General features: G+C 62.6%; 10 protein-coding genes. 3 read left to right on the plus strand and 7 right to left on the minus strand.

All coding sequences use genetic code 11. The annotated features are described in order from the left end of the window. Window positions 1-125: 125 nt before the first annotated feature. Genes GT347_RS05050 through GT347_RS05060 form a run of 3 tightly spaced genes read right to left on the minus strand, consistent with a single transcriptional unit; the run spans window position 126 to window position 2,429 of the window. The gene (locus GT347_RS05050) at window positions 126-1,103 is read right to left on the minus strand and encodes a FecR family protein (protein ID WP_160550924.1); all 978 of its coding nucleotides are present in this window, start codon (window positions 1,101-1,103) and stop codon (window positions 126-128) included. Further along, on the minus strand, window positions 1,096-1,659 hold the full coding sequence (locus GT347_RS05055; RefSeq protein WP_160550925.1) for an RNA polymerase sigma factor: 564 nt from the start codon (window positions 1,657-1,659) through the stop codon (window positions 1,096-1,098). The genes GT347_RS05050 and GT347_RS05055 overlap by 8 nt, the downstream gene beginning before the upstream one ends. A gap of 5 nt (window positions 1,660-1,664) precedes the next feature. Continuing rightward, window positions 1,665-2,429, minus strand: coding sequence for an STN domain-containing protein (locus GT347_RS05060; protein WP_160550926.1), 765 nt, complete (start codon window positions 2,427-2,429; stop codon window positions 1,665-1,667). A 136-nt stretch (window positions 2,430-2,565) separates the two neighbouring features. Here GT347_RS05060 and GT347_RS05065 point away from each other — a divergent pair, with 136 nt between their 5' ends. Next, a complete protein-coding gene (locus GT347_RS05065; RefSeq protein WP_160550927.1) occupies window positions 2,566-2,907 on the plus strand; it encodes a hypothetical protein in 342 nt (113 codons plus the stop codon). Here GT347_RS05065 and GT347_RS05070 read toward each other — a convergent pair. Then, on the minus strand, window positions 2,904-3,146 hold the full coding sequence (locus tag GT347_RS05070) for a hypothetical protein (protein WP_160550928.1): 243 nt from the start codon (window positions 3,144-3,146) through the stop codon (window positions 2,904-2,906). The two genes, GT347_RS05065 and GT347_RS05070, sit on opposite strands and share 4 nt — an antisense overlap. Before the next feature lie 249 nt (window positions 3,147-3,395). On the opposite strand from GT347_RS05070, the gene GT347_RS05075 reads away from it, so the two are divergent. Then, window positions 3,396-13,040 carry a hypothetical protein gene (locus GT347_RS05075; RefSeq protein WP_160550929.1) on the plus strand — a complete coding sequence of 3,215 codons (9,645 nt, stop codon included), beginning with the start codon at window positions 3,396-3,398 and terminating at the stop codon, window positions 13,038-13,040. Window positions 13,041-13,055: 15 nt separating this feature from the next. Here GT347_RS05075 and GT347_RS05080 read toward each other — a convergent pair whose 3' ends face one another. After that, complete coding sequence (locus GT347_RS05080; RefSeq protein WP_160550930.1) at window positions 13,056-14,993, minus strand: DNA/RNA non-specific endonuclease; 1,938 nt, start codon at window positions 14,991-14,993, stop codon at window positions 13,056-13,058. A gap of 89 nt (window positions 14,994-15,082) precedes the next feature. Continuing rightward, window positions 15,083-16,093 (minus strand): zinc-binding alcohol dehydrogenase family protein, encoded by a 1,011-nt coding sequence (locus GT347_RS05085; protein WP_160550931.1) that lies wholly within the window; start codon window positions 16,091-16,093, stop codon window positions 15,083-15,085. An 83-nt stretch (window positions 16,094-16,176) separates the two neighbouring features. Here GT347_RS05085 and GT347_RS05090 point away from each other — a divergent pair, with 83 nt between their 5' ends. Continuing rightward, entirely contained in the window at window positions 16,177-17,154 is a 978-nt protein-coding gene (locus GT347_RS05090) for a LysR family transcriptional regulator (RefSeq protein ID WP_160550932.1), read from the plus strand. Here the strand turns inward: GT347_RS05090 and GT347_RS05095 are convergent. After that, complete coding sequence (locus tag GT347_RS05095) at window positions 17,099-18,289, minus strand: MFS transporter (protein WP_229722707.1); 1,191 nt, start codon at window positions 18,287-18,289, stop codon at window positions 17,099-17,101. The genes GT347_RS05090 and GT347_RS05095 overlap by 56 nt on opposite strands. Between the last annotated feature and the right edge of the window lie 30 nt (window positions 18,290-18,319).

Consider the following 18,319-nt stretch of genomic DNA (forward strand, 5'->3'; position numbering starts at 1 on the left):
GGCGCTTCTCTATCTGGATTCGATGGCATGGCCGGGTCGCTGCTTTTGCAGCGTCCGGCAGCTATGACCAGCGGAGAAGGCGGGCACCGAAGAATGTCACGAAAGATTCATACAAGCCGCCGGGCTCAGGTGCCTGCCTCGCCCAGCAAGACGATGCCGCCGGGCAGGCGGGTGACGGCCACGCCGTAGGCATCGCGCATCAGCACGATGGCGTCGTCCAGCCGGTCGATCGAGAAGCTGGCCTGCACCTGGCGCCGGCCCAGGCCGCGGCTGGTGAGGATGAGTTTGCCGGGCCGGTAGCGGTTGATCTCGGCCACCACGTCCTCCAGCGCCACGCCGTCGAAGACCAGCAGGCGCTTGCGCCAGGCGCTGACGGCGCCTTCGTCGGCCGCCGTCGCCGGGCCGAAGGGCGCCGCGCCGAATGTCAGCTGCCGGCCGGCGGCCAGGGTGACGCGGTCCGTGCCGCGGCTCAGTTCCACTTCGCCGGCCAGGCAGCTGACGCAGGCCATGCCGTCGATCAGGCGCACGTTGTAGCGGGCATCCTTCGCCGCCAGGCTGGCGCTGTTCACCCGCAGCACGGGCGCCAGAGCCGCGCCGCGCCGGATGTCCATCTCGATCTCGCCCTCGATCAGCCGGAGCCTGGCCGCGCTGTCCTGCACATCCAGCCGGGTGCGGGTGTTCATGCGCAGCACCGTGCCCTGGGCCAGTTGCAGCTCGCGCTGCTCGCCGGGGCCGGTGCGGTAGTCGGCGGCCAGCTCCAGCATGGAGGGCCACAGCGCCAACGGCGGGCGCAGCGCGAGATAGCCCGCCGATGCGGCCACCGCACCGCCCAGCACCAGACGCCGGCCAGGGCTGAAGCCCCGCGCCGGGCGGGCCGCCGCGCGGGCCTCGGCGCCGGCCACGCGGCGCGCCGCGCCCTGCATCTCGGCCCACACGGCGCGCGACTGGGCGAAGGCGCTGGCGTGGGCCGGGCCCAGGGCGCACCAGGCCCGGAAGGCGCGGGCATCGTCCTCGGTGGCCTGGCCGGAAGACAGGCGCACGACCCAGGCCTGCGCCTCGCGGCGCACGGCTTGCGGCAGGGGGGCCTCGGTCGGTTTATGCATCGTCATGTTGCTTAGACGTTTTTCCGGCCCCGGGACCGAAGCGCTGGACGAATTCCACGCCCAGGCGTTCGCAGCAATGCTCCAGCCCGGCGCGCAATTCCTTCTCCACCGTGCGCACCGAAACACCGAAACGCAGGGCGATCTCCTGGTGCGGCACCTCGTCCACCCGCGAAGCGATCACGATGGCGCGGCGGCGGCGCGGCAGCTCGGCCAGGGCGCGGTCGAGCGCGCCGATCTCGCCGCGCGCCTCGGCGGTGCGGGCCGGGTCGGCCATCTCGTCGGCCATGTCGTAGAGCTCTTCCACCTCGGAGGTGCTGAGCAGACGGGCGCGGGTCTTGCGCTGGTCCTCGGCGATGTTCAACGCGATGCGGAACAGGTAGGCCGAGGGGAAACGCGCGGCCGGCCGCTCGGCCATGGCCTCCACCCGCAGATAGGTTTCCTGCAGCGCGTCGTGGGCCAGGTCCTCCGAGCCCAGGCGCAGGCGCAAATGCCGGCGCAGCTGCGCGTAACGCGACAGGAACAGGGCTTGCAGCGCCGCCTTGAAGGATTCGGACATGGCGGCTAATGCCCTTCGGCGGACATATCCGCGCCGGGGCGCATCGCCGGCCGGCACTCGGCGCCCGGGTCGGGGCGCGGGGTGATCAGCAGGGTCAGCGGCTGCGGATAGGCCTGCTGCACCGGCCCGAGCGCGATCTTCTGCAGGGCGGCCACCACCGCCCGGTCGCGCGCGGCCTGGCCGCTGGATTCGAGCAGGCGCACCTTCTGCACCAGGCCCTGTTCGTCGATCCACAGCTGCACGCCCAGCCGGTAGCGGCCGAAGGCATCCGGCTGCGCGGCACACAGCGCGCGGGTCACGGCCGACTGCAGCGTGGCGCCGAAACCGCTCTGGCGCAGGCTGCGCGGCGCGGTTTCGGGCTCGTCGTACGGGGCGGGCGGGAACGGCGGCGCCTCGTGCTGGGGATCGTCGGGGATCAGCGTGAAGGCCCGCGGACCGGCATAACGCGGACGCAGGCCGCTGCCGGCCAGCAGCCGGCCCAGCGCCTCGCGTGCTTCGAATTCGCCGTGCACCGCCGAGGCGGCGCGCCCGGCGGAGACCTCGCTGGAGACCAGCACCGAATAGCCGCTCAAGGCGCCGAAAGCCACCAGGGCCGAGCCCAGCGGCTGCGCGGCCAGATCGAACACCAGGCGCGGCGCGGCGCTGTCGTCGTTGCCGGCCGCCGCCCCGCAGGCGCCCAGGCACACCAGCGTCAGCACGAGCTGGCGCAGCACCGCGCCGGGGCGCGTGTGGGCAAGAGGGGTGGAGACGAAATGTGGGCGGACAGGCATGGATCGGACGGCTGCGATCCATCCCCGGAAGACGGAAGTACGCCGCCGCATCCTAGGCAGGCTTGTTTACCGGGCGGTGACGCTGTCATGCATCTGCCACATGCAGGCCCTAGCGTGCAGCGATTTGCCGGCCACCATGTCCCATCGCCTGAAGACCCTGTCCGCCGCGGCACTGCTTGCCCTCTGCCACGCGGCGCATGCCCAGGCGCCCGCGCGGCAGGCGCCGTCCGGGGCGCAGGGCTGTGTCGAAGTGGAGGCCAACGGGCAGACGGTGCGCTCCCTGGGCTGCCTGTCGGAAAAACTCGCGCCCCCGGCCCAGGCCGCGCCCAGGCCAGGCGCGGCGACCGGCGCCGAGGCCCTGGTGCAGCAGCCCGGCAATGCGCTCGGTGTGTTCAACCGGGCGGCCACCGCCAACCGCATGGGGTCGAATTTCGGCGTGTCGGTGTATCCGCAGCGGCCGCCAGCCCCCGCCCGTTAGACGGGCGCCGAAAAACCCGCCCGGGGCGCCTGGCCCACGCCTTCGCCATGGGCCGCGAGTTTCAGGAGCGCGCCCAGGCCGGCCTGGAAAGCTTCCGGGTAGCTGCTGAAGGACTGATCGCCCTCCAGCAGCCGAACGTATTCGTGAGGCTCGAGCGACCCGTCCAGCAATATCCAGTGATAACCGCCAGGTTGCTGCCGTTCGACCGCGAGAGCCAGGTGCGTGGGATCAGAAGTCATGCGGGCAGTCTTGCAGAGGAATGTGACCATTGCCTGCGCATGCCCTGCCTGGCCGGCCTGCAATTCGTGCGCGGTACCACCCATCCCGGCAACTCCACCGGCGCACAAAGACAATTTCCCCAGCGGAACCTTTCCTTCTAATAGCGAGAATTTTGTGCTTCGTAATGCACGGGGGATATTCGCGTAGGCATATCGAATTTCAGCCATTGCTCGCAAAGTTAAGCCTCTTCATTCACCAGGCTTACTTCCATGACCGCGGAATTCAACCCTTCCTCGTCTGCAAACAACAGTGCGGCACATTCGAGCATTTCAGCCTTGACGCTTTTGACCCAAAGTCTGCTCAGGCGAAATCAGAAGCAGCCGCAGGACACGCTGCAAACCGATTCGATCATCAAGGAACCCAATCTGCCGCCGCGCGAAATCAGCGAGGAAATGAATAAGCTGCTGAACCTGAAATCGACCGAAGCAAGCCATGAAAGCCTGCACCCGCCGGCCGAAGTTCCCGCGAACAGCGAATCGGATAAACCCCGCCACGGCAGATCGAGACGGGAACTGCGCGCCATGCAGGATCGCAACGGCCGGCACCATTACGTCACGGCCCAGGTAGAGGCTCAGCACGGCGGGCAGTTCGTGGAGTGGGCCACAGGCCTCTACCACTATTATCACAACGGTGTCCTGCAGGGGCAGACAAGCTATATCGTGGGCCTGGACGGTAGCATTTACCAGATTTTTGAACCGCAGCATGCCGGCCCGGCACCCGCCAGTGCTTATTCGCAAGGTCAAACCGGAATTCGAACAACGCAGGCTCCACCGCAAATCACCACCAGCCGAAATCCAAAGCTGCCATATTGGGGCCCGAATCAAAGCGACTTGCCAGGCGTCAGCACTCGAAAGCCAGGCCAGGCCGGCAATAACAATTTCGATGGGAACGCCGCCACGCGCGCCGGTGTATTCCAGAAATCAAGCCTGGCCGCACGCCATTTTTCTACCAAGCGGCCTGCACCACTTTATCATTCGAAGTATGACGAAAACGGTCGACCCGTCGATGCGTCCCAGGAATACACCGGCGTCACCGACTATTACGGCAGAACCGTCAAGACGCATGTTGTCGGTTACGACATGAATGGAAAAGAAATATTCGCCCACCTCGGACGCAGAAAACTCATCGGCATGCTGCCGAATAAAACCGCCGTCTACGGCGATTACGAGCGTGTGCTGATCGGCTGGGATGAAAACAGGCGTCCGATGTACATGGGCGACAATCGTCCGCAAGGCACCATCGATCCCCAATATCTCGGCAGAACCGCCAGCACCCCGGCATATGGCAAGGGGTTTGAGTTCGCAGACACCAATTGGTGGGAACACAACTACACGACCACCACCCGCGGACCACGCATCAATATCCCCACGTCCAGACCCAGCTACCTGAACCAATACGACAAGTACGGCCACGTCACTCGAGACCCGGAAACAGAGAAAACAAGAGGGAGAGGCAGAAGCCGAGCCGGCCAGCACCAGCCAGCCGGCCCAGGCAATCCGGCCCCGATTCAAGGCCAGCAGCCGGGGCACAGACCGCCGGACAACCGCGCGCCCCACTACGGCGAAAACAGCGACCCCGGCCATAAATATCGAAATCCGGCGGGTGGACACCTGCCGCAGCGCCACGGCAGCTCGAATCAGCTGGCCCGCTGGCAAGTGGCCAGACCCAAATATCCGCAATATTTTGTCTTCGAAGACATCATCTACAAGGGTGTCGATCAGATGTTTGCATCCGTCAGGAGCAAACGGCAAATCGGCGTGCGTTTCACGGAACTCGCAGCCCCACCGATCCCGACCGGAAACCAGAGCATCGACATTCAGGCCTGGACCGATTACGCGGCGCAGAACAACATCTATCAGATGCAACAAAGGCAATTCAGCAGCACGATCGAGAGCGAAAAGCCGCTGATGGACACCATCAAGACACTGGAAAGGGAAATGTTCGAAGCCGAACAGGCGCGGATGGAAAATGCGCAGCAAAAACGCGAAAGCGTGGATGAAACCGCGGTAGCCAAATTACCCGTCGCGTATTTCACATCCGAGACCATGGATGCGCTGCTGGAGGAAGTCCTGCCGAGATACCGGGACGCATATGGCAATGCATTGACCGAGGTGCAGGCCGAAGAAAGTTTTCACAACAAGATCGCGGAAGATATAAAAACCAGGATCTTTCAATACTTCAGAAACCCCGAATCGGAACTCGAAAAGAAAATCATCCGCTTCATCAAGGCCTGCGCCGGATTCAAGACCATCTTCGGAAAAAACGCATCTTTCGTATTCACCCCGACCTTGCAGAAGGGTTTGGTCGGCGAGTACCCACGCAACATCAGCCTGGAACTGCGTTATGCGCTCGCAGACAAGCTGCTCAATATCCAGTACAACCCCATCTACATCGCCGCCGGCCCTCCCGATCATCCTTATATCCATCTCTCCAACGCGTTCGTCCAGAAAATCGAAACGGAGCTGTACGATACCCAGACGATCGTCAATATTTATTACGACCCCGCCCATGCGGACGCGCTGACACGCGCATCCGAAGGCCTGGAGAAAACTGCCAAAACACGCATTGCCGATGAAATGATCGCGCGGCGAACTCCCGGTTTTCCCCTGGTACGTACCAGCAAGGCGTTTTTCACTCCGGAATCCGGCAAATACTCCCCGGTGTCCATCAACACACTCGAAGAATATGAGCAGGTGGTGATCGCCTACGATCTGGAGCCCGGCGTATCGATTCGCGACGAAAGAGCGCCGCTGGAAGTATTGGCAAGAATGCCCTTCCAGCAGGCAGGGCAGGAATTGCGGAAAATATTCCTGCCGCTCAAATCCCGGCTGGACCGGGTATTCGTCAGGTTCGCTGGAAAGGACTCCGCCGGCAATGCCACCGGCAAAATAGTCAGATGGAAGCCCGAGAGATCGGTCGGAGAGGAAGTGGCAAACTACTATATCGACCCCTTGTACGGCTTCAATAAAATCGTCACCGCGATCATGGGGAAAGACAGAGGCGACCTTCACATGCTGATGCAATTCGCCGAACGCGAGTTCAACAGCATATCGGGCATCCATGCGCTTTGCGAGGCGTTGGAAGACTGTGAAACAAGGATGCTCGAAACCATTTACCACTCCAAAATAGCCTGGCATGTGGTGGGCGTCGCTGCGGAATCGGAAGAGGAATTCAGGCGCATGCCCGCCTACCGCATATGGGTGTTGTGCAAATATGCCATCTCGGCCCTGGACGACGGCAAAGGCGGCGTCACCCTGGCCATGGCGCGTTTCCTCACCGACATCGCCGAAGGAAACGAACGGGGCGATCTCGTCAGGATAGCCCTCAAGGAAATCAACCGCTTTTGCCTGGCCCAGGATCCCGAACAATGGCGAATCGCCGAGCAGGCCGATGAAAAGCTGGTGGAACTGCGCAACAGCGTCAGGGAAATAAAACTGCAGGATCACATCGAAACCAGGCCGCAGATCGCCGAGCTGCTGAGCCGGATCGGGCAGTTGAATTTTGAAAGCCTGGTGGAAACCGACGATATTGTGAAAGCACGCCAGATCAGCCAGGAGGTGGGGTCGGCGCTGATCGACTTGATCATCACGGTGGTCTCCAGGGGCTCGCTGTTCCAGAGTTCCGCGCAGAACGCTGTCGAAATCATCGACAACCACACCCTGGGTGTGATGAATTACGTGATTGCAGGATGCGTCGAGCATTTCGACAAGGTCCTCGGCGCGATTCCGGGCGCGGACAAATACATCACGACCGACGCCATCGAAAAAGTGATGGCGGAAATAGAAGCGAATTTCGACGCCAACGACAATCTGCTGGGGAAAACGGCCAGGATTTTCCGAGGCCATTTTGTCCAAAATATCAAGCAGATGTTCTGCATCCCCGGATCCTTCTCGCCCGCGGGGTTGATCTCGCTATTACCGCAGACCATCTTCAGCACGCTGAACGACCTGGTTTACCTGGACATGATCACCCACAACATAAAAGGCTACCGAAACATTTCCAGGGAACACGTCAACGCTCTGCAGCGCAAGTATTTCAACAGCCTCGCTGACAAAGGCCGGGAAGAATTGAAGGCCAATTTCAAGTGGGTTTATTATTCCCTGTGCAAGATCGGCGCGATCGAGGATTCTGAATTCCTGACGAAATCCCAGCCCTTGTTCTTCGGTGAAAACTTCTTTTCGCTCCTGCAGGAGTACGTGGCAAGCACGACCGGCGAGGCGCCTCTGCCGGAACATCATCCGCTGGAGGCCATCACTGCGATGGCCGAATCAGGTGCCGGTGCCGAACCGCCTGCGGCCGATGCAGACCCAAACGCCGTCGACGACAAAAAACGCACCTTGGTCGATCCGGCGGACATCGTTCCCATACAGTCCTCCAACGTCATGTTGCAGGGCCAGGAGGCGTACGAGAAGAAGCATTTTCTTGTCGCGCAAATCTATATCAGGCAAATAGCCGAGATCAAGCATCTGCGACCGACCGGCATGGAGTTTCCCGACGCCGATTACATCAACATGCTCGGCCCGCTGGATCCAGAGGTGGCGCAACTCAAAGCGACTTTCAACATGAGGGGCGGCACCGGCGGTTATCCGGCCTACGATGAATATATTCGAAAATTCACCATCACGACGACCAATGCCGCGGGTCAGCCGAGAGAAGTTAGTTTTGAAGTGACCTTGAAGTCCAACAATGTCGAATCGGCGCAGGAAGTCATTGCCGAGCAAATGCAGAAAAACCAGGAATTCATGGATTTTCTCGCCGACAAGAATAGAAAGGCGGCGGAATTCTGTGTGATTGCGGACGTCCGCAAATCCGGCGGCGGGCGCACACAGACCGTCGCAAGACAAACGGTGAACCATGGAATCAGGTTCTTCGACGTTCAGGTGGATTACCAGGCTGTGCACAAGGTCAAGCAAGACGGATACCGTGCCGTGATCGGCGTCCTGCCTCGCTACAGCCCGGTCAACCCGACCAACCCGGAAGCGCTGGATTATTGCCGCCTGATGAACGATGGCCAGGTATTGCAGGAAGACAGATTCAAGGTGATAACTGAAGTACCGGACCGGGTGGTTTACATCAAGGGCAGAATGAAAGGCAGGCAGCGGGAATTATTCTATGACGAAAAGAACAATCTCATCACCACCCGCGAGGGGGGCACCCAACAATTCTCGAGCGTTGACAGCGATTTCACCCGGGAAGCCAGAATAGACCACGCAAGGAAACGCGGGTTCTTCACCGTCGACACCGAGACTCACGTCGTACCCGTGGCCACCGAATTCGGCAAATTCAAGGTTTTTTCCAAGACACCTTTTATTTTCCGGGCGCTTGCGCCGATCGTGTCTCCCTTGATGACGCATACAGACGTGGAAACACTGAAAAGGGCTATTTGGGCCGGTCAATGGGTCGCCGATCGCGCAAGGACGGCACCTTTCATGGGCTTGGGAGTCGTCCATGTGGATATGACCAAGACCGCCTCCATGGGGCTTGGGTGGCCCTATGTTGAAGCGGGGGTGGTTGGCAGCGCGGTGGGCCAGACGACGCTGTACGTCGATTTCGAAACCATATCCCTCATGCGGACCTCCATGGACGAGGCGGCCGCGGCCAGCGCGGCGTCGCGCGCCTTGCGAAACCGGGTGGCCGCCAACCCTTTTTCGGAAAGGCCCACGGCGATCATGCAGTTTTTCTGGGATCACCTGCATGCACAGTTCAATATCCTGGCGACCTCGCTGACCGACGCCGTCAGATTCGCCACTCCGGACATACGCTTCAACGAAATCATCAAGGCGGTATTTGCACCGCTGACGCCCTATGCAGACGTAGGTCAGTTGAAATCCCTGCTGCTGCCGTCCACTCAACAGCAGCTCCGGGCTGCAGCACAAGCTGCTTCAGCGCAGCCCAACAACGCCGCGGCTCAGGCTGCCGCCGTCAGCGCAACGCGTACCGTGCTGCGGCAAAATCTTTATGCAGCAGCCCTCAACAGTCCCGTCGCCGTGATGGATGCCATCGCGCGATTCGACGAAATGGTGTCGGGAATTTCCGCTGCCTTCGCACACGACACGCTTGATTTGGCGGTCAAACATGAAGCGGATCACGCGTCGAATAATCATGCCTTTACCATGAGCGCCTCAGACAAGGAATCGTTCTACCAGGAGAAAATATTCTATTCGTTCGTCAAGAGTTTGCAGATCGCTGCCTATGGCATTGAAATGAGTACGGCCGTGGGGCTGAATCAGCAGGACGCCGTCGCCACGTTTTACGGCCACTTCGACAGCGCGCAGCACACAGCCCAGCGGTGGGGCTACGACGAATTCAACGAGGTGACAGCAGAACAGACGTCCATGGTTGGCGAAGTATGGGACAAGCTGAAGGTTCTGAGCCGGGCGAATCCGCAAGACTATGAAAGAAGGATCGACCAGATCACCAGGTCATTGATTAAAAATCCAACACCACAGACCTTGAAGGAGTTGGGCGGTATTTTTGCCGTGGCCAATCGCCATCTGACCACCGGGGATCGGCATCAGCTCGCGGACACGGCATATGATTTTCTTTCGCAGAAAACACAGCGCGCCCTGCAGAATCTTCAGGACTTTACCCATGCCGTATATACACAAATCAAGATGTATGGCCAGGATCAAAATCGATACATCCAGCTATTAAGAAGCAACAACATCATCAAACAAGATTACGATGTGGAATGGCGCAGCGTCACCACATTCATCAAGGAGTTCGATTCGAGCCTGACCGCCATCAGAAACCTCGACCTGACAAGATGCTTCAGGGATATCAGGATGGTTTTCGACCCCGAGGATCTGCAGGTGAAAAAGCAACTGACCCGGATCGGAGGCAGGGCTTTTGCCACCATTTACAGCCGCGAGACCCAACAGCCTCTCTATACCGTTGCGCACCAGCTCGCCATCAGCATGGACAGGCAGTCGGGCAAGAAGACGCTGCTGTTTGTATCGCCACTTCCGATCGCCCCGGCAGACCTGCTGCAAATGGTTGAAAGCACGCAGAGGGCGATGGCAAATCCGGGCTTTCCCGCATTGATAGGATCGACCAAGGACTTCATGAAGAACGCGGATATATTGGTGAACCATGAGCCGAAGGTGTCCGGCAAGATACTTGACGCGAAGGCTTTCAAGCGCCTGTTCGAGACCAGCGCGACGGAAGTCGAATTGCGGCGATCCTTGAGTCACCACGATATTTCCTCCGCGCTGACGCCTCGCACCAGCGCCAGGATGTTCTGGGATTTCACCTTGGTAGAGCCGGCACGGAGCGCCGGCGGCACGGCGACGGCCGTGAAATATCAGTATTCCTCATATAAAGGCCGCACTTACAAGATACACGCGAAACGCCAGCTCGTGAACAGCGCGAGCGCCCAAAACACGGCTTTACCGACAAGCAGGCCCGTGGAGCTTCCCATCACCCCGGTGCTGGTGAAGGTTGAATATCTGAAACCCAACTCCACCGAAATCGGCAGATTCACTGTCGTTGGTGCCGATGCCAATGGCGAACCCGCCTTCTACGGCAAAAATCTCAGCACCGACAAGACAAAAATACGGGTGCTGCAACTGCTCTCAACAGTCAGCCGCGGGAAAGTCGACGATATCGTCAGCATGAAAAAACTGAACGCGGGCGAAAGCGACTACCAGGATTTCATGAATAAATGGAACGCACGCAATGCACAATTCAAACTGAAACTGTCCAAAATCACAAGACTTGGCATGTTCGCGACTTTCATAGAACGCCTGATGGAGGATTGCGACGTCTATTTTTCGCTCGGCGATGTCTCGTGGCGCCAGTTCATGAGCAGGACCGATCACAATATCGACAAGGTCATCGCGATCATGCGGGCACTGGAGTTCAGGAAAGGGGCGGTCGAACGGCCGGATGGCCTGCCCTATATTCCACTCACCGACATCTACAATGTCATCGACGTGAATTTTCATCGATTCCAGACCCGCGCTTCCGCGCTCGACATGCTTTACGAACTCAGCATGCTGGAACTCGGCAATAACAAATGCGCCACCATTGCCGCGCCGACCGAGGAGGATTTGCTCAATAAGATAGCGAATTATTGCCGCTCAGTGCAGTGCGAAGATGTCGACGATGAGACTTACCAACAATCAGCCGACGCCGGGAAAACCTACAATAAAAACGCAGTGCGCATGCTGCGCCGATCCTACGGCCACTTCATCGGCCACGCCGCCCGGTTCAGCAGCAAATTGAATCCGGCATTCCATACGGCCGTGGTGAAGCAGACCATGCAAAAAATGGAGGCCCAGGAGGCTCGTGCTGTTTCGCAGAACGACGAAATTCTGGAAAACCTGCTCGAGGTCTTGTTTCCCATTTACAACAGCGATGCGGACGAACGCAAGGCATACCTCTACGCCGGCATCAAGCTGTATTTGGAAAATCAGCGTTTGCCCTTGCTGGCAAGGTTCTTGAATGAAAAAGTGTTTTACGCGCTGGACCTGATGAGCCTGGCAGCCGACGAGTGGAAAGTGACCATTTCCTGGAGCGACGAGAAGATTCGCTTTGAACATGGCCCCCAGGGGTCGGTCGCGAGAACCATCTCTTTCATAGGGCTGATGACGACGTTTTCGCCAACTGACAGAAGGCAGTTCATGCGTGCATTCGAAGAGTGCCATGCATTACGCGGCCAGAAATTATTCCCGGAAGACAAAGGCGACAGTGAGGTGACCTATACACTCATTCCGGCCGTTTCCGGGCAGTTCAACGAGCGTTTCAAAATCAGTTCGACCTTGAAGACGACGCTCGACAGCCTCGCACTGAAGGATAGCGGCCTGGGGTATGTGCTGCCGGAGCTGGATGGCAGCGAGTCGACGGCGAGGAATGATCTCGATTACAAGGACCTGCGCAGAAAGTTCAACCTGGATAAATTGAGCACCTATGGGATAAATCGGCACCTGCAGACCAGGAAATTCAATGCGAAAGATACGCAGGCCATGGCGAAAACGTTCAGCCTGTGGCTGCCCAGCAGCGAGATCGCACGACATTTCTATCACACGGGCTCTGAACAGGCGCCGTCGCAGGCGGCCCCCTTCACCTATCTGCCTGCCGATATGCAAAGGGATATCGGCCGGATGCAGGCAGCAGTGCGCAGTTTGCCGCAGGCTCTGCAAGGGGCGGAGCATGCCGCGCGCGCCGGCATGCGCTACCTCATGGAGACATATTTCACGGCGAACACGGATGCGCAACGGTTCAGCATCATCAAGCACCTGGTGCAGGAAAGGCAGAAAAACCCGCTGCGTTATATGCTGGAGCGGACGGTGGCAGCCAGATTCAATGTGGCGGAAGCGGTTGCGGCGCGTGTGGGCAGCGCCAGATTTCCTTTCGACACGTCCGCCGCCGGTCTGGCGGATGGCTGGAGCTATATATTCCTATACCTGCGCGCTTTGGGGCATTTGCCTGAAGAGCGTGCCTTTCTGTGGAATACCTTGCAGGAGGCATTCAGGCTCCATCATATGGAGCTGAAAACCGAGATCGATTATCAGCAAGGCTCGGTCAGCGTGACGTACGACAATAAAGCCTATCCCGATTTTGCCGATTTCAAGATCGCCGATCTCGAGGAGTTCGTCGATGGCCTGCCACCGGGCACGAATTTCGGCATCGAATATGCGCTGCAGCCGGTCGACCCCGATGAGTTGCCGCGCAGTGTATTCATCGTGCACGGATCGCGCGGCCCCGGAGATCCGCACCGCAAGGCGAACGACATCCTGCTGTACCTGAATCACATATTGCCCGGCCCGCACATCGAAATCCTCGCGCACGCCTTGATCCGTCAGCTGGATCAGAAAAAAGGCCGGCAAGCTCCTGCGCGGGCCGCGACATGAGTCGCGGCAGGTCCGTCAGAGCCGGATGGCCTCGAAGCCGGTGATCAGCAGCCGTGCCTCGCCCACATGGGGCTGCGCCGCATCGCGGATGGTGTCCGCCGAGCGCACGGTTTCACCGAAATCCAGGCCGGTCTGCGCTTCGATTTTCTCGATCGGCACGCGCCAGTGGTTGACCTGGACCGAGGCCAGTGGCTGCGGCGCTCCGAGCGAGTGCCGGGCCTCGGCCAGCAATTTGAGCTGATCCACCACCAGCCCGACGGCGCGCGCGCCCGCCGGGCCCTTCCACACCACGATCTTGAAGAAGGAGGAAGGGATCTGCACGTCGTCGGCCCAGAGGTCGATCCTGTCGTCGAAGACCGGTCCCTGGAAGACGCAGAGCCGGCCCTTGGAGGCCGTGTCCAGCACGCCGTTCTCCAGCACATAACGCTCCAGCCCCTGCCAGTACACGGCGCTTTCGTTGAAGCGGAAGTGCTGGGGCGAGCAGTTGCTGAAGTGGAAGGTGTCGGCGTTGGCGCGGGCCGCCTCCTCGGCCGTGCCCCAGGTGGGGTCGCTGCGGCGCGTGAGGTGGCCGCGGTCGAAGTAGGTGGACCAGGCGGAGTAGAAGGTCTGGTCCAGGAAGAAGCTCGCGCTGACGCGCGGGTCCTTGAACCAGACCTCGCCTTCGGATGCATTCGCCTGGCCGGTCTGCCGGTCGACTTCCAGGTAGGTGCGGCCGTCGATGTTGGTGGCGGTGAACATCGCGATGCGGTGGCCCTTGTCCAGCTTCAGGCTGAAGTGCTCGTACTTCAGCTCGCCCGAAGCGGCGTCGGCCTCGCCGGCGCGCAGCGGTGCGATCCTGCGCGCCAGGGCCTCGCCCGCCTGGGGCAGCGGCAGCGGCAAGCCGTCGATGAATGCCGTGTCGAAGCCCTGGCGGTTGGCATAGTCCTGGTCGACCTGCACCGCCTCGGCGCCCCGCCTGAGGGTGCGGGCGGGCGACAGCACCGGCCGGGGCGGCGACAGGGTCGGCGGGCCGTCCTGCGCCGCCGCCGCGCCGGCTGCCTGCAAGGCCTGCTGCAGCAGCGTCCGGGCCGGTTCCGGCAAGGAATCGAGCCGCGCTGCGAGGTCGCGGTAGATGGCGCTGATGCGTATGCCTTCGTTGACGTTGCGCGGCACCTGGTCGCCGAAGGTGCTGCGGTCGGTGAAAGGCTCGCCCCAGTGGTGCAGCGCCACCAGCTGCCAGTCGTCGTTGAAGACCGGCGAACCGGAGGAGCCCTGCTCGGTGTCGGTTTCGTAGAGCAGGGTGCGGTCGGTGCGCGCCGTCAGGATGTTGTTGCGCACCGAGATCATCTTGGGCCAGCCCGAGGGGTGCTGGACGATGTTGGTGCTCATGCCGATGACGTGTTTGTCGGGCTGGTCGGACAGGGCGCAGAAGCCCAGGTCGGCCGGCTCCGCCAGGCCCGACTGCCGCTGGCCGAGGGCGACCAGGGCGTAGTCGAGCTGGTCCTCGGGCGAGAACAGGGCGAAGGCGTCCGGGTCCAGCAGGTAGGTGGTGGACGGCCGCGGCACGCCGCGCTCATCCAGCTCGCGAAAGAAGGTCAGCTGGGTGCCGCGCGCGGCGGCGGCATCGGCGATCACATGCCGGTTGGTGATGAAGAGGCGCGGACTGACCATGAAGCCGGTGCCGATCTCCGACTTCTGCCCGTCGCTCACCTCCACATAGGCCACGGCACGGCCGACCGTGGCGCCGCGCGAGAGGAAGGCCACACGCAGGAAGTCCTCGGTGTTGCCGGTGATGGACTCCGCTCCGGCGGCGGCCATCAGCGAGCGGTGGCGCACGGCGTAGGAGCGGGCCCGGCCGGTGTCGGGCTCGGCGTCGCGCCAGCGTCCGGCGGCGACCAGCTGGCGGGTCTTGCGGCGCTCGTCCGCGGTTCTCGCGACATCGGCCTGGAAGGCTTTCAAAGCGTCCGCATCCATCAGGTCTCCTTGGTGCGCTGCCCGTGTCCGGCAAGCCGGGCCATTCAACGCACTTTGGGCGACAGATCCGTGACATCCGCCCTGCGGCTTCAGAAACCTTCCAGCACCACCTTGCCGCGCGCCTTGCCGCTTTCGATGAAGGCATGCGCCCGGCTCAGGTTGGCGGCGTCGATGACACCGAAGGACTCGGCCAGCGTGCTGCGCAGCACACCCGCATCGACCAGCCGGGCCACCTCGGCCAGCAGCTCGCCCTGGCGGTGCATGTCGGCGGTCTGGTGCATGGAGCGGGCGAACATGAACTCCCAGTGCAGGGAGAGGCTCTTGCGCTTGAGCGGCATGGCGTCCAGCACCTTCATGTCGTCGATGAGAGCCAGCTTGCCTTGCGGCAGCAGGGCCTCGATCAGCTCCGCATAGTGCTGCTCGGTCTGGGTGAGGCTGGCCACCATGTCCACATGCTGCAGGCCCTGGGCGCGCAGCTCGGCGGACAGCGGCTTGGCGTGGTCTATCACCAGATGGGCGCCCAGGTCCAGGCACCACTGGCGGGTCTCGGGGCGGGAGGCGGTCGCCACGATCTTCAGTTGGGTGAGCCGGCGCGCGAGCTGGATCAGGATGGAGCCGACACCGCCCGCGCCGCCCACGACCAGCAGGCTCTGGCCTTCGCCGCCGCCGTGCGGCACGCCCAGGCGGTCGAACAGCAGCTCGTAGGCGGTGATCGCGGTGAGCGGCAGCGCGGCCGCCTGGGCGTCGGTGAGCGAAGCGGGGGCGCGCGCCACGATGCGTTCATCGACCGCATGCAGTTCGCTGTTGGTGCCGGGCCGGGTGATGTCGCCCGAGTAGTAGACCCGGTCGCCGGGCTGGAAGGCGCTCACCTCGGCGCCCACGGCCTCGACCGTGCCACAGGCGTCCCAGCCGAGCACCCGGTATCGCCCGGCCGGCGGCGTGGCGCTGGCGCGCACCTTCACATCCACCGGGTTGACCGAGACGGCCGCGACCCGCACCAGCAGGTCGCGCGGGCCGATGCCGGGCGTGGGCAGGTCGATGTCCTGCAGCGCGCCGGTTTCGGTGATGGGCAGGGGGCGGTTGAATCCGATGGCTTTCATGCAATGTCCTCGAAGGTCGAAGAGGCGAGTCTAAAAACTCTGTGCGCGTTTGATAATCCCGTCCGCAACCGAATCACCTTCAAATGAAGATTGAAAATCCAGCCGATCTGCGGGTGCTGCTGCAGACCGCGCGCGGCGGCAGCCTGAGTGCGGCGGCCAGGACCCTGGGCATGACGCCGGCCGCCGCCAGCGCCACGCTCAAGCGCCTGGAGGGTCAGCTGGGCGCCCGCCTCTTCGAGCGCTCCACCCGTGCCATGCGGCTGACACCCCAGGGCCAGACCCTGCTGGCATATGCCGAGCGGGCCTTCGAACTGCTGGCCGAAGGCGAGGCTCTGGTGGCGGACGACCGCGCGGCGCTGCAGGGCACGCTGCGGGTGGCCGCGCCCTCGGACCTGGCCCGCACCGTGCTGCTGCCCTGGTTCGACGATTTCCAGCGAACGCATCCCGGCCTGCGCCTGGAGCTGGTGGTGGGCGACCGGCTGCACGACGTGCTGCGCGACGAGGTCGATCTGGCCATCCGCTACGGCCTGCTCGCCGACTCGCGGCTGGTCGCACGCCGGCTGGCGCCGGCGCAGCCGGTGCTCAGCGCGGCGCCGGCCTATCTGGCACGGCACGGCAGGCCGAACACGCCGCAGGATCTGCTGCGCCACAACTGCATCACCTTCCAGCGCGGCGGGCGCCGCCACAAGCTGTGGCGCTTCGCGCAGCACGGCGTCTGGCAGGAGGTGCGGGTGGACGGGGACCGCAGCGTGGACGATGCCTCGCTCGCCCGCGAATGGGCGGTGGCCGGCGCCGGCATCATCCTGAAATCGTCGATCGACGTGGGGCCGGACCTCGCCAGCGGCGCCCTGGTGCGCCTGCTGGCGGACTGGGAGACCGAGGCCTACCCGCTGCACGCCCTGCTGCCCAGCAGGCGTTTCGTGCCCAGGCGGGTGAGCGCGCTGGTCGACTATCTGGCGCTGAGGTTTTCGACCATGCCGGCGGCTGCTCCCGCGGACCGGCCCTTCAGTGCGCCAGCCGTGGACGCGGAGGAAAACCATGGCCACGCGCCGAAAGCGTGATGGCCAGCGCCAGCAGCAGCAGTGCGATCAGTGCCCCGGGAAAGGACTGCGGCCCCCAGTTGTCCAGCAGCAGGCCGCCCAGCACGCCGCCGCCGGCGATGGCGCTGTTCCATGCCACCACGTTCATCGACAGCGCCACGTCGGCGCCATCGCCCGCCGCATCGGCCAGGGCGGTCTGCAGCAAGGTGGCGGCGCCGCCGAAACTCAGGCCCCAGACGGCGACACCCGCATAGAGGGCGGCCGGAACCCGGGCCCACAGCGCGAACCACAGGGCGACCGCCGCGAAGGCGAAAAGGCTGGCCAGCACCGCCGCGCGCAGGTGGCGGTCCACCAGCCGGCCGGTGATGGCGATGCCGCCCAGCGCGGCCACGCCGAACACCAGCAGGACCAGGTCCACCCGGTCCCGCAGCCCCGCCTGGGCGACGAAGGGCGCCACATAGGTGTAGAGAACGTTGTGGGCCAGCATCCAGGCGATGACCACGCCCAGCACCGGCCGCACGCCCGGCGTGCCCAGCACCTTGCGCAGCGCTGGCCGGCTGGAAGCGGCCTGGCCCGGGTAGTCCGGCACCTGGGCCAGCACCCAGACGATGAGCAGCAGCGTCAGCCCCGACATGATCCAGAAGGCCGAGCGCCAGCCCACCAGGCCGCCCATCAGCGTGCCTAGCGGCACCCCCAGCGACAGGGCGATCGGCGTGCCGATCATGGCCAGCGCCAGCGCCCTGCCCTGCTGGTGCGGCAGCACCATGCGGCGCGCATAGGAAGCCAGCAGGCTCCAGGCCAGGCCCGCCGAGGCACCCGCCAGGAAACGCGCCGCCAGGGTCAGGATGAAGTTCGACGAGACGGCGGTGACGGAGTTGAAGACCAGGAAACCCACGATGGTCAGCAGCAGGGCATTACGGCGCCGCCAGCCCTGGGTCGCCATGGTCAGCGGGATGGCCGCGATCACCGAGCCCAGCGCATAGGCGGTCACCATCTGGCCCGCCATCGCCTGCGACACCCCGAGCCCGGCGCCGACCTGCGGCAACAGGCCGGCCGGAAGTGTCTCGGTGACGATGCAGATGAAGCCCGTCATGGCGAGCGCCAGCAGTGCGGAGACGGGCAGGCGTTCGGCCTGTGCCGTGGTTCTGGTGGTCATGTTCGAATCCATTTATATATCGATCGGTAT

Source organism: Xylophilus rhododendri (assembly GCF_009906855.1).
Taxonomy (GTDB): domain Bacteria; phylum Pseudomonadota; class Gammaproteobacteria; order Burkholderiales; family Burkholderiaceae_C; genus Xylophilus; species Xylophilus rhododendri.